Here is a 13,478-nt window from a genome sequence, read left to right on the forward strand (position 1 = left end):
ACGCTCAGGTTGATGTCGCGCAGCACGTGAAACTCGCCATACCACTTGTGTACGTCGATCATCTGCACGGCGGCCTCTTCGGGAAACGCCGAGGTTGCCGGAGTTGAAGCTCTGATGGATGTGCTCAGCAAAGGCGTAACCTCCTCAAGCCGGGATGTTCTTCCAGTCGGTCCGAGCGTGCATTTCCGCCAGACGTCAGACAACAGGCAACAACAAGACCAGTGTGGTGTCAAGTGCTGATGGAAACAAAAACGTAGGAAATGCGCTGGCCGTGACAGTCGCCTCGAAATCACGCACCGAGTGACAGGAAATCAGCCTTGAGTGTAAGACCGTTGGTAAATTGATCGCGGCCACACCATGACGGGAACCTTAAGCATTTTAAGGTCGGGGAGCTCGTCACGGGGTATGAATCTTTCTGGGAAGCCAGCGAACCCTGCTGCCCCTATCCGCAGTCGCCCCCCTCATCTTCTGAGGCCAGGTGTCAGCCTCCTCTCAGGCAGCGCTTTGGAGAAGCTGCCTGATGGCCGGCTCAAGTTCTGCAGCGGGCCGGATGGTTGGCGGGAACTCCAGCGTTCGATCCTCCGGCCAGGCGATGGTGTGGGCCCCCGCCGCAAGGGCAGCCTGCGCTCCGGTTGGGCTATCCTCAATCGCGAGACACTGATGCGTCCTGACTCCCAGCAGCATCGCTGCCCGCTCATAGGGTTCAGGATCGGGCTTGCCGCGCACCACGTCGTTGATCGACACCGAGACGAAGCCGGGCTCTTCCAGTCCCAGCACCCGGATGTTGGCGTTCACCACGATCCGGTCGGAGTTCGAGACGAGAGCCTGACGGAGGCCCAACCGCTCGAACATCCGCCAGGCCTCCAGTGCGCCGGGCCTCACCGCGATCTCCGCCGCATGGGCCGTGTAGTAGCTGTATTTCAGCCGGCGCCATTGGTCGAAGCTCATGGACAGGCCAAAGGTCTGCCGGCATTTCTCGTAGACGACCTTGGCGGCCCGGCCGACGATCTCATGATGAAACTCGTCGGGAATCTCCACTCCTTCCGTCGCCACGGCATGGCGAAGGGCTCGAAAGTGCATGGATTCGCTCAGCAGCAGGGTGCCATCGATGTCCCACAGCACAGCGCGGAACGGATGGTTTCCTTGCCCAACTTGATTTCTGCGTTCGTTCGTCATTGGACCAGTTCCTCCGTCGGATCGTTAGCCGCGATCATTTGCACCAGCGGCAACATCATCCATGCTACTGCCTCAAGCGCAAGCGAGCCTCCCCGTTCCCTCGGCTCGGGCAAGAGCCGAGGGAACGGGCTATCAATAGGATGGGCTGGATGTGATGTCCTGAAATAGCGCTTGCTTGGGGTGACGATATCTCAGCGACTGTTCTCAAATGCGTCCTCAGGTCAGGCGAAAGTCTTCAAAGGGGTTGGAATCGGCTTTTCAGCGTGGCCGTGTCGAGGTCCGCTTTTCGCCCGATCCGGATGTTCGTTGTGGATCGGTTGACGGGCTTCGAACTTACGGGCGAGTCGATGCAAATTCGGGAGCAGGGCCAAACCAGAACCCAGCAAAGAAGAGAGCTGATTCCATGCCAATGGAAGCGGCTCTAGCGCATCGTGCGGAAAAGTGGACCCGGTTTTCCGCCATCAACGATGCGCTATTCAAGAAAGGGAGCATCGGATGGATCCCAAAAGTGCAAGTCCACTTTTGGGTCCGATGCTCTAGGCTCAAGCATGACTTGGTGCGACGACCGGAGCGGAAGATACAGGCTTCTGTCACAGGATCAGCACTTCGCTTCCCGTCGATATACTCCGCGACCCAGTGCGCCTTCAATCTAAGACGCCGCTTGATCTTCCGCTTCATTCTTCGCCTAGAAGCTGGAGGAGCTGCCTGACCAGCCCCGGCACATCCTGACGGAGACTGGGGTCGGCTATAGGCTCCAGACCAATGCGGATTTGCCGGAGAAGAGGTCGGGGCTGCGGCCGGAGGCCGAATGAGGCTGCCACTCCACCTGTCGGCTAGGGCCTTGACCCCGGCTCTACAGGTAGTTTCCGGCTCCCTTTGCTTCTCGCTTACGGATTGCGCAGGACTACAGCATCGGACGTGAAAAGAGGATTTGCACTTTTGGGACCCATCCGATGCTTTCTCCTACAATGAGAGCATCGTTGAGTGCGGAAAACCGGATCCACTTTTCGCTGACGCGGACCTTCGGTTCCGCACGATGCTCTAAGACTTGGCTCATAGCCCTAGGCCGAACATTCCCTTTATTGCCAGAGCGCTTCTCGTTTGGATGCTCACCGCTTTGACGGCATGCCCAGCGCAGAGCCGAAGCGCGGCGGGGTGAGGATCATCGTTAGATCAACACTTTAGAGCCGCTTCCACTTGCGTGGAATCGGCTCCCTTCTTTGCTCAGCCGCATTTTTGAACGGCGAACCGGATCCACTTCGCCGAAAAATGCTCTAGCACTCCTGCGCCTATGTCAGATCACCGAAATCGAAGAATTCAGGAGATCGGTCACGAGCATATGCCCCGGCGCGTGAGTGATGCAGAATTCGGGTCGGATGTTCGCGATGACAGATTGAGGTGTGACCCCGCAGGCCCAGAAGACCGGGATTTCACCCTCGCGGATCTCAACTGCGTCGCCATAATCTGGCTTGTTGATATCGGCGATGCCAATCAGCGAAGGATCCCCCAGGTGCACCGGAGCGCCATGAACTGAGGGGAAGCGCGATGTAACCTGCACTGCGCGGATGGCATCGGCTGCCCTCAGTGGGCGCATGGATACGACGAGAGGTCCTGAAAAAGGCCCCGTTGCAACAGTAGGCACATTCGTCCGATACATAGGGACGTTGCAACCCTGCTCGATATGGCGCACCGGCAAGCCATCGGCCAGCATGGCCTCTTCGAAGGAGAACGAGCAGCCGATCAGGAATGCGACCAGCTTGTCGCTCCACAGGTCCCGAATGTCGATGGGCTCCGCCACTAACTCGCCGTTCCGCCATACCCGATAGCGAGGCACGTCAGTACGAATATCAATATCCCACCCCAAATCGGGAAGTGAGGGATCGCCCGTTTCAGATACCGCAATGAGCGGGCACGGCTTGGGGTTGCGCTGGCAGAAGCGCAGGAAGTCGTGCGCCAGGTCCTCCGGCAGGATGGCGAGATTGGCCTGAACATGCCCCGGAGCGAGGTTCGCGGTCGGGCCGGTCAGGATCCCTGCCCGTGCATCCAAGCGGACTTGGTAGGCGGCATCAGTGTCGATCGTTACAGACATTATCCAGTCCTTCTGCCAGCGAGCGTTTTACGCCTGCTTTTGCGAGTGCAGCGCTTCCACTGCCATGCCGATAGCAAGAATCCTGCGGTCAGCGCCGGCAGGTCCTGCGATCATCAATCCCACCGGAGCCTCTCCGGGTGTGTGGCACGGAACGGACAGGGCGGCTCCGTCGAGAAAGTTGATGAAAGTGGGATTGCGCAGGATCAGGCCGTTGGCGGCAAAGTAGGCATCGTCACTCGCCTCGAGCTTCGCAATGGCAGGCGCGACGATCGGAACGGTCGGGAGAACTAACGCGTCGTAGCCTTCGATCCGCGCCTCCACGCCGGCCCTCCAGGCTTTGCGCGCAGCGAGCAGGTCGAGGTAGTCGGCGGCGGAAATGTCCTTGCCCCGCCGGATGCGTGAGACGACCCGCGGATCGTAGCGGTCGCCCGCCCGTTCGATCAGGTCCCGGTGCCACGTCCAGGCTTCGGATGCCGTGAAGCCGCCATTGGCGTTGAGGGACGCAAGGCCGGCGAATTCCGGGACGGCGATCTCGTCAATCCTTGCGCCCGCCGCCGAAAGGCTCGAGAGCGTCACCTCGAAGGCCTGTGCGACGTCCTTGTCCATCCCATCGAGCGCCAGGGTCGTGGGAACCGCGAACCGGAGTCTGCCGAGGTCGGCCGGCTGCGGAAGGGCCTCCTCGTCGCCAGCCAGGATTGCATCGAGAGTCGCGCAGCATGCGACGGATGGGGCAATGGCGCCGATCGAGTCGAGGCTGAATGAGAGCGGCAGAACTCCGGTCAGGGGCACTCGCGCGGCCGTTGGCTTGAACCCCACCAGGCCGCAAAGCGCTGCGGGAATGCGGACCGAGCCACCCGTATCGGACCCGATCCCCGCGACGGCCATTCCGTCGGTCACCGACACCGCCGCGCCCGATGACGAGCCTCCTGGAATACGCCCGGTCTTGCGATCCCAGGGATTACGCGGAACATCATAGTGCGGATTGAGACCGAGCCCCGAATAGGCGAACTCGGTCATGTTGGTGCGGCCGACGATGACGGCGCCTGCGGCGCGCAGGCGCTTGATCACCGTCGCGTCTTCCGCAGCAGGGCGTTCCCCCTCCCGAGCGACGGATCCCGCCATAGTGACTTCGCCGGCGACATCGAACAGATCCTTGATCGAAATCGGCAGGCCGTCGATCGACGAGCGGACCAGTCCGGCCTGGCGCAGGATATCGGAAGCCTGAGCGGCGGCACGGGCCGCTTCGCGATAGAGCCGCGTGAAGACGCGCGTGCCCTCCCCGGCGGGATCCGATGCGCGTGTAAGCGCCTCCTCCGTCAGAGCGAGTGATGTCGTGCGGCCCTCTGTGAGCGCCAGCTGCTGTTCTTTTACCGTCGAAATCATGTCTCACCCACCATCGTATCTGGCCGCGCCGAAAGCCGGATCAAGCGACCTCCGGCAGTACCTCGATGTCATAGCTATGACTCAAGGTGCGTCCGCGACGCGGATCGAACAGTTCCATCGTGAATGAAGCCGCGGGCCGAATGCCACCCTTGGCCCCAACCGTTCCGCAGATCATGCCCACGCCCTCGGGAAGCGTGGCCTCGCCAACGAACCCGGAGATCAGCTCAAGTGGCGGCCGGAGCGAGGCGAGGGTGCCCTCCTGGTAGAGCACCCGTTCGCCATTCTCCTGAATGTACGAGCGGATGACGAGTTCGTCCCAGTATTCGGCGACGTCAGCATAACGCCATGCCTCGGCAGCAACCGGCTTTGCGCAGACCTGCTTCGACAGGGCGACGCTGTGCGTCTCGAGCTTACGGTCTGTGTGGTCGGAGGCGATGCTGACATAGAGCTCACCGTCAGCCCGGAAAACGAAGGTTTCCACCTCTCCCGAGGACTGGTCGCCCACAACCTGGATACGTGAAGCCTGGGTCAGCTGGTTTTCCGCGACACGGTAATAAAGCGGTACGGAACTCGGCCGCGGGACGCCAATGGCGAACAGCTCCTCGATGTGATGCTCGATGGCATGCTGGTCACGCCCAGCCCACCCCGCAACGACAAGCGAAGAGATTTCGACGTCGATCCTGCGCGAACCGGACAGGGTTTCTGCTTTGAAGGAAAGTTTCATGGTGAAAATCCACAACAGGTTGAAAAGGTTCGGTTGAGTGTGAGCACTTAACTGAAGACGCTCGGAAGCCAGAGTGCGAGGCCTGGGAAGAACGCCAGCAGAGCGAGCAGAATGAACATTGCCAGGACGAAGGGCAGCGAACCTGTAATGACGGCACCCATTGACCCGCTCTTGCGAAGGCTTTGCACGACGAAGAGATTGAGCCCCACGGGTGGTGTAATCAGAGCTGCCTCGACCAGGACGATGATCACGATGCCGAGCCAGATCGGATCGTAACCGAGAGCGATCATGATCGGCGCAACGATCGGGATGGTGGTGATCATCATGGAGAGCGTCTCCATGAAGCAGCCGAGCACCAGGTAAAAGATGATGATGATCAATAGCATCCATCCGGGCGAAACTCCGAGACCCGTGATCGAGCTGGTGATTGCGTCTGTGAGACCTGTGGCCGACATGATGAAGTTCAGGAAGGCCGCGCCGATCACGATCAGCATGATCATCGCGGTAGCCTTCATCGTGCCTTCGATGGACTCGCGCAGCATTGTCCAGGTCAACCGGCGGAACCATGCTGCGAGGATAAAGGCGCCTGTCACGCCGAGAGCCGCAGCTTCCGTCGGCGTGGCAAGACCGGCATAGATCGAGCCCACGACGAGAAAGAAGATTCCAAGAGGTGGTGCAAGATGGACCAGGCTCTTGAAACGCTCGCCCCAGGTGGCATGAATTTTGTGACCGCCCCAAGATGGCTTTGCGATACAGCCGACCACAATCACCAGCATGAACAGACCAGCTAGCATAAAGCCAGGGATGATGCCCGCGAGATAGAGCCTAGGAACGGAAGAGTTGGTGAGAACGCCGTAGATCACGAGATTGATCGACGGCGGAATGAGGATGCCGAGCGTACCGCCCGCTGCGAGACTGCCGAGAAAGAGCGGCTCATTGTAGCCATACCGCTTGATCTGCGGGATCGCGACGGTGCCGACGGTGGCTGCGGTAGCGACGCTCGATCCAGATGTTGCCGAGAACAAGGTCGAGGCGCCGATATTCGCATGCATTAGGCCGCCAGGCAGCCATGAGAGCCAGAGGCTCATGGCACTGTACATTCGCTCAGCGAATCCGGCCCGCAGCAGAATCTCTCCCAACAGAATGAAGAGAGGCACCGCCACCATCAAGAATTCATTGTTCGTGCTCCATGCCAACTCGCCAACGGCGCGTGTCAGGGGCAGCATGGAATACAGTGGATCCAGGACTAACCCGAGCACGCCGAGAGCAGCGCCGACAGGAATGCTCAGTCCGATCAGAACGAGGAGAAGGATGAGTGCAGTGGCAACCATATCGCCTTACCCCTTAACCATGCGCTCGCCCGCGGCGGCTTCTTCTTCGGCTTCTTCTTGAGTCGAGCGAACGCCCGCAATGGCTTTAACGTCGTCAATCCTACCCGTGACGAGCGCAACAGACGCCCGCACCAGCATGAGAGCCAGCACCAGGCACATCCAGATCAGCCCCAACAGCCAGAGACCCTGCGGAATATAGAGGGGGGTTGCGAGGGGTGTGTTAGCAGCGGAGTTCTGTATCCAAGACGCGGCGGCAACGTCATAGGCATAATAGGTCAGCATCATCATGAAAATGCCGAGCGCCACGAGGGAGAGCCAATCCAGCACGGCCGACAGGCGAACAGGCAGATACTGATAAAGCACGTCGACGCGCACATTCGCCCGTTGGAGGGTCGCAAAGGCGAATGCCCATGAAGTGCTGATCGCGAACGCATAGCTCGACAGCTCATCGGCGCCGCCGGTAGTGAAGCCAAAGAATTTACGGGCGAGAACGTCAAAGGAGATCAGCAGCACGCTGCCGATCGTGAGAGCACCGCCGAACCATACGGCCCAGCGTGACAAATGCTCAGCTGCGCGGCTCAAGCCGCCAAGAAAGGAAGGGCGTATGATCTGCGCCATGAGAATACCTTTGTCGGCGCATGAGCGCGCCGCATTGGATCAGAGGATGATCGGCCAAAAGGCACGAAACGACGCGTCGGTCTTGCAACCGGTCCGACGCGTCGCATTAGATTATTTGGAGGCTGTGACGCTCAGCGTCTTACCGATCGTGTCGTTGAAGCTCTTCACACAATCGGCCGAGCAGCGCGCCGCCCACTTCGGCAAAATGGATTCCTGGAGAACCTTCTTCAGAAGCGCACGATCAGCATCGGTCGGCTGGACCAGCTTCATCTTTCCCTTCACGGGCAGAGTGCAGGCTGCGGCGCCCGTGTTGCAGTCATAACCCTGTTGGGTCTGCTCGTCGGCAGCCTTCCAGATGTCGTCCATCAGAGTCTTGATGTTGGTTTGGATGAACTCCTGAACCTTCGGATCGAGCTTGTCCCAAGCGGCCTGATTGACGGCGTGGATCTGCTGGTTCCAGTTGATCGGGAGCGCGTAGAGGTGGGTCGAGACTTCATACCACTTGGCAGAATAGCCAGAGAGCGAGCCAGTGATGGCACAATCAACGACCTTGTTCTGCAGGGCGGGAACCACTTCGCCGAACGCCATCGTCACGCTCGCGCCGCCGAAAGCTTCTACGAACTCGGCTTGGGTACGGCTGCTTGTGCGAACCTTCTTGCCTTTCAGATCGGCGAGGCCATTCACCTCAGCATTGCAGAACAAAACCTGCGCCGGATAAGTTGATATTCCTAGAAGCTTTACCCGAGAACCTTCACCGTAGAACTTGCCGTAAACCGGCTCGAAGGCCTCAGTCACCGCGCGCGCCGTCTTCACGTCGGGCGCAAGGCCAGCCAGATCGATCGCTTCATTGATCGGGTTGTCGCTGGCGAAGTAGGAAAGAGTCGCTGTACCGAACTGGATGACACCCTGTGACATCAGGCGGAGAATCTCAGGCCCCTTGAGGCCCATCTCATTGAAGCCTTTGATCTCCGCAGTGACTTGTCCGTTCGAGCGCTCGGGAATTGTCTTTGTCCAGAACGGCTTCTCGAAGTCATTGTAAGCGGTGAGATTGCTGAGGCCTCCGACAATTTGGAGTTTGGTTTTCGGCAGATCCTGAGCCAGAGCCGCACCAGACAGGCTCAGCAGGGCAGCGGCTCCGACGGCATAAACGATTCTTTTCATGATGTGTCATCCTCTGGTCTAGTCTTGAAGCTGAGCGAAGACACATTCAGGTCGGGTCGAAGCGCGTACGTCCGTTTCCGGCTTTCAGGATCTCCCAGGCGATCACTAAAAGATCCATGTCGTCAAAGTGCGCCTTGCGTACGCTACCTAGCTGTCGTTCCTCAGCCTGGTCACATTGCATCCTAGGAACCTTTAGCTTGTCTATTCGTATGTTTTGATGGGGGGTATAAGCGTTATTTATATCCCTTGGGTGCCCTGCCCTCAGTGCGGACAGCAACATCCCGGGCGAGTTCGGCAAGTGAGCGCATGGGGCGACTTTCAAGTCCATCGATCCAACTCGCGGTAAAGCTGAGATCTGGAAGTGGATCACTCTCCACATCAAGGATCTGCAGTTCGCCAGAAGCAAGCTCCCGCTCAAGGAACACCGGCGTGATCACGGCGGTTCCAATACCATCTAACGCCATGCGCACAATCATCGAAACCGAGGCACTACCGTACATCCGTGGCGTCTTCACGCCAGCACGCATGAGCATATCACGCACTACTCGGTAAGGACTGCTGTTGGACGGATGAGTGATGATGGGTCGGCTTGCAATATGTTCTAGCGTTACCCTCGAGTTCCTCAGTTGCAGTTTCGGACTGGCGACCCACGAGAGCGAATAAGTGCACAGCGGAAGGTTCTCGACCCGCTCCTCAAGAACAGGGCCCATCAGGAACGCGATATCGATTTGCCGGGACATCAGGTGAGAGCGAAGCACATGCGTACTGTCGACCTCAATCTCCAAGACAAGCGCCGGATATGCGCTGTGCACTTCCTCGATGAACTTGGACAGCCAAGTCTGCACAATCGTTTCCGCGACGCCGATCCGAATTGTGCCGCTCATCACGTTCTGATCCTGGGCAGCTTTCAGCATATCGCGCCGCGCTTGCATCATGCGCTCAGCATGCGAGAGCATTTCCTGTCCTTTTGCCGTAAGCGTCACGCCTCGCACGTCCCGCTCGAACAGGCGTACCCCGAGTGCGGCTTCCAACGAAGCAATACGCTGTGATACGGCAGGCTGCGTCGTCCCGAGTTTTTCAGACGCCGCCCTTAGGCTACCGAGTGCAGCAGCCCAAAAGAATGTTTCAATGTTTCTAAAGTCGATCATCAGAGGTTTGTTCAGCAATCTCAGGCAGCTTCTGTCGCGATCACCATACCCGGAGTGACTGCGGTTCGCGATGCAGTCCGTGCAGCGTCCGGCAACGCAGCACAGGAGCCTTGTTCTCAATTGAACAAAACAGCCTTATGGCTCAGGAGCAGAATCCTGTCGCCCTGCCACACCGCTTCAGCTCTTGCGGATCTTGGATGGGCTGCTGCTTCCCCTTTGAAAGCCCCAGAACGCTTAGTCCACTCGAGCTATTCCGACACTTTCGCCATCACCGCCCAAAGGAGTGAATTGTGAGCCGTCTTTTCGAGCCAATGCAGATCGGTGATCTTCACCTGGACAACAGGATCGCCATCGCGCCTATGTGCCAGTACTCCGCAGAAGGAGGCGTCCCCAACGACTGGCACTTGATCCACCTCGGGCATCTTGCCCTATCGGGCGCAGGTCTGCTGATTCTCGAAGCCACGGCAGTCTCGCCGCAGGGCAGGATTTCGCCGTACGATCTCGGTCTCTATTCCAATGAAACAGAGGAGGCTTTCACACGTCTGCTGAAGGCGATCAGGTTGCACTCCGCCATTCCGCTCGCTCTTCAGCTTGCCCATGCCGGTCGAAAGGCTTCAAGCCGAGCTCCATGGGAGGGCGGCACCCAAATCCGTCCCAACGAGCCGTTGGGTTGGGAGACAGAGGCGCCGTCGGCTCTACCACATGCTGAGGGCGAAAGTGTACCTCTCGCTCTCGACAGAGATGGGCTCAAGCGCGTCCGTGACGATTTCGTGAATGCCGCACGCCGGGCAGCAAGACTTGGCTTCGATGCCATCGAGATCCATGGAGCTCACGGCTATCTGCTCCACCAGTTCCTTTCGCCGATCGCGAACGAGCGCGAGGACGAATACGGCGGCAGCCTCGAAAACCGGATGCGCTTCCCACTTGAGATTTTCGATGCTGTTCGTGACGCTTTTCCCGCAAATCGGCCGGTCTGGGTACGGGTTTCCGCCACTGATTGGGTTCCCAGTGGCTGGGATATCGAGGGAACAATCGCCTTTGCAAAGGCTCTTCAGAACCGAGGTTGCGCTGCCATCCACGTGTCCACCGGAGGAGTTTCTCCAGCACAGGCAATCAAGCTCGAACCAGGCTATCAGGTACCTTATGCGAAGCGAGTAAAGGCTGAAACCGGTTTGCCAACAATTGCCGTTGGGCTGATCACCGAACCTGAGCAAGCAGAAACCATCATTGGTAGTGAGGAAGCAGACATGGTCTCCCTCGGACGCGCTATGTTGTACAATCCACGCTGGCCCTGGCATGCTGCCGCTAGGCTCGGTGCCCAGGTAAATGCACCCAAGCAATACTGGCGCTCGCAGCCCCGCGAGCAGAAGGACCTCTTTAAGAACACCAGATACGGACAGCGATGAAGGGCTTTCCGGTAGCCCGATGACGCGAAAGCCGGAATGATCAGATCCCGGCTCGGTTCCTTAAGCGCCAGCGCCGTAGCGCAATCAATGAAGCGTTCCACCCGATGCTCACGGCCAAGGCCAGGATCAGCGCCACGACGGCACCCAAGCGCATCGCCCACAGATGCAGCAGGCTCAGCGCGCCTACGAAACCGAGCATCCCGGGCACTCCATTGGCCACCACGGATGCCGCCGCTGCACCGCCTATACGAGGCTGCAAAATCAGAGCCATGCTGATCAGGACCACTGGAGCCAAAGCTGCCGCGGCAGCAATTGAGGGACCGAACACCCTACCCGCGACGAGCGTCACGCCGACGACACTCATAACCAAGGCGGCACGGAACGGAACGTCCCATGCGCGCTTCTTTGAGGCAACCCGTACACCGGCAGCGGAAAACCTTCGCGCGAGCGGGATAGCGAGAGCATACACCGCCATGTTCAGCGCAAGCGCACCACCAAGAGACCATTGCGCTTTGAGAATGATCGCTATGGAAATGGCCCAGATACTCAAGGCAGAGCCGACACTCGCCAAAACGCCAAACCGTTGGGCGGCTGCAGCATAGACAACCATGTAGACGACCGTCGCTGCGGAGACGGGCAGGCCGACCAGGGCGCTGGCTGCGATGAAATCGGAGCCATGATCAACCGCCAGAAACGCATAGGCCGGCCCCGCCGAAATGGGCAAGGTCACAATCATAGCGCCCAGGAAAGGACCGCTCCGCTCCACCACCAGAGAGGCTGCGACCACAATCGCCGCGCTAGTCAGCATCTTCATGATGAGCAGCGCCCAGAATAAAAAGTCCAAAATCACCGACCTTCAAAATAGCTTGCCTAGAGAGCCCCACGCCGTCCGAGCGCTAGGGGCCATGAGACAGTCAGGCTTCTCCGTCCTTCTCCAACTGACATGATCATGCCAACCAAGTAGTGTGGTGAAGGTTCTGCAAATCGCCTGAGCGGGGCGGTCATGGCAGGATGGTGATGTTCAACGTCACGCCCTCCGAGAGGAGCCCCACCATGACCACCATCAAGGATAAACCGGCCGCTGCCGCCATCAAGGACCTTCTGAACCACAGCCCAGATGGGCTGCGCGAGATCGTCCGTGCGGTCATGCAGGAGATGCTCGAGGCCGAGATGACCGATGCGCTCCAGGCCGAGAAGGGCGAGCGCACCCCAGCCCGCCTCGGGTGCCGCAGGACCGGGACGGCCGCTTCTCGACCGAGCTGTTCGAGCGCTATCAGCGCTCCGAGCAGGCGCTCGTCGCCACCCTGGCCGAGATGGACGTCCAGGGTGTGTCCACCCGCAAGGTCAAGGCCATCACCGAGGAGCTGTGCGGCCACAGCTTCTCGGCCTCGGCGATCTCGGCCATCAACCAGCGCCTTGACGAGAGCCTGGCCCAGTTCGCCTCACGCCGGCTCGAGGAGCCGTTCCCGTACCTGATCCTGGAGCCCGCTCCGAAAAGGTGCGCGAGGGCGGCATCGTCACCTCGCAGGCCGTGCTGATCGCGGTGGGCATCGACTGGGACGGGCGGCGCCAGATCCTCGGCGTCGAGATGGCCAATCGGGAAAGCCAGTCCGCGTGGCGGAGCTTTCTGCTGGGCCTGCGCGAGCGCGGCCTCTCAGGCGTGGAGCTGGGGGTGGCGGACGATCATGCCGGCCTGCGGGCAGCGATCCGCGAAGTGCTGGGCGAGGCAGCCTATCAGCGCTGCTATGTGCACTTCCTGCGGAATGCCCTCGATCATCTGCCGCGCAAGGCCGATGACGACTGCCTGCAGGAGCTGCGCTGGCTCTACGACCGGCGCTCGGTCGAGGAGGCCCGGCGGGATCTGGCCGCCTGGATTGCCAAATGGGAGGGGCGCTATCCGCGCCTGGTGGCCTGGGCCGAGGAGACGATCGAGGAGACGCTCACCTTCTACCGGCTGCCGCGCCAGCACCACAAGCACCTCAAGAGCACCAACATGCTCGAACGCCTCAATGAGGAGATCAGGAGGCGCACTTACGTGGTGCGGATCTTCCCCAATGCGGCGTCATGCTGTCGGCTGGTGCGGGCCCTGGCGGTGGAGACGCACGAGAACTGGCTCGAGGCGCATCGCTACCTCAACATGGACGACCTGAAGGAGCACAAGAAGGATCAACTCCGCGAAGCCGCTTAGCCAGCCTGCGTGGCCGCCCCGCTTTGCAGAACTTGACGCACACAATCGCCAACCAGAAGCAAAGTATCAGGAAGCCAGCTCCAATCATTGTGGCTTTAACAATGTCACAGGGCAGGAGTCAAAGATGCACCTGCTCACGTTACGTCCTGATACAGATCTCTTTATCTGCTTGGCGCACTAGCACTACTTTGGCACTCCCATCATTGAGCCAAGGGTGAAGCGGGCCCGACAGATTGGACATCGCAGGCGCATGG

At 59.6% G+C, this 13,478-nt stretch carries 10 protein-coding genes and 1 pseudogene; 2 read left to right on the forward strand and 9 right to left on the reverse strand.

Going from position 1 to position 13,478, the window contains the following annotated elements; all coding sequences use genetic code 11:
• Positions 1 to 492 precede the first annotated feature (492 nt).
• The 8 genes from DC522_RS30005 to DC522_RS30040 form a co-directional block, all read right to left on the reverse strand.
• Positions 493 to 1,176 (reverse strand): HAD family phosphatase, encoded by a 684-nt coding sequence (locus DC522_RS30005; protein ID WP_116532152.1) that lies wholly within the window; start codon positions 1,174 to 1,176, stop codon positions 493 to 495.
• Between the two features lie 1,294 nt (positions 1,177 to 2,470).
• Entirely contained in the window at positions 2,471 to 3,265 is a 795-nt protein-coding gene (locus tag DC522_RS30010; RefSeq protein WP_116532153.1) for a putative hydro-lyase, read from the reverse strand.
• Positions 3,266 to 3,292: 27 nt separating this feature from the next.
• A complete protein-coding gene (locus tag DC522_RS30015; protein ID WP_116532154.1) occupies positions 3,293 to 4,648 on the reverse strand; it encodes an amidase in 1,356 nt (451 codons plus the stop codon).
• Positions 4,649 to 4,688: 40 nt separating this feature from the next.
• Complete coding sequence (locus tag DC522_RS30020; RefSeq protein WP_116532155.1) at positions 4,689 to 5,372, reverse strand: DUF2848 domain-containing protein; 684 nt, start codon at positions 5,370 to 5,372, stop codon at positions 4,689 to 4,691.
• Between the two features lie 47 nt (positions 5,373 to 5,419).
• The gene (locus tag DC522_RS30025; RefSeq protein WP_116532156.1) at positions 5,420 to 6,703 is read right to left on the reverse strand and encodes a TRAP transporter large permease; all 1,284 of its coding nucleotides are present in this window, start codon (positions 6,701 to 6,703) and stop codon (positions 5,420 to 5,422) included.
• A gap of 6 nt (positions 6,704 to 6,709) precedes the next feature.
• Positions 6,710 to 7,321 carry a TRAP transporter small permease subunit gene (locus tag DC522_RS30030; protein WP_116532157.1) on the reverse strand — a complete coding sequence of 204 codons (612 nt, stop codon included), beginning with the start codon at positions 7,319 to 7,321 and terminating at the stop codon, positions 6,710 to 6,712.
• A gap of 111 nt (positions 7,322 to 7,432) precedes the next feature.
• Positions 7,433 to 8,482: a TRAP transporter substrate-binding protein gene (locus DC522_RS30035; protein WP_116532158.1), complete on the reverse strand. Its 1,050-nt coding sequence runs from the start codon at positions 8,480 to 8,482 to the stop codon at positions 7,433 to 7,435.
• 233 nt (positions 8,483 to 8,715) lie between these two features.
• Positions 8,716 to 9,648 (reverse strand): LysR family transcriptional regulator, encoded by a 933-nt coding sequence (locus DC522_RS30040; RefSeq protein WP_245444690.1) that lies wholly within the window; start codon positions 9,646 to 9,648, stop codon positions 8,716 to 8,718.
• Positions 9,649 to 9,917: 269 nt separating this feature from the next.
• On the opposite strand from DC522_RS30040, the gene DC522_RS30045 reads away from it, so the two are divergent.
• Positions 9,918 to 11,036, forward strand: a complete 1,119-nt coding sequence (locus tag DC522_RS30045) for an NADH:flavin oxidoreductase/NADH oxidase (RefSeq protein ID WP_205769846.1) — start codon at positions 9,918 to 9,920, stop codon at positions 11,034 to 11,036.
• 40 nt (positions 11,037 to 11,076) lie between these two features.
• Here the strand turns inward: DC522_RS30045 and DC522_RS30050 are convergent, their stop codons facing one another.
• Positions 11,077 to 11,850: a hypothetical protein gene (locus DC522_RS30050; RefSeq protein ID WP_133239412.1), complete on the reverse strand. Its 774-nt coding sequence runs from the start codon at positions 11,848 to 11,850 to the stop codon at positions 11,077 to 11,079.
• 239 nt (positions 11,851 to 12,089) lie between these two features.
• Here DC522_RS30050 and DC522_RS30055 point away from each other — a divergent pair.
• Positions 12,090 to 13,224: pseudogene (locus DC522_RS30055) on the forward strand (IS256 family transposase).
• Positions 13,225 to 13,478 lie beyond the last annotated feature (254 nt).

Origin of the sequence: Microvirga sp. KLBC 81 (assembly GCF_003075415.1) — a bacterium.
Taxonomy (GTDB): domain Bacteria; phylum Pseudomonadota; class Alphaproteobacteria; order Rhizobiales; family Beijerinckiaceae; genus Microvirga.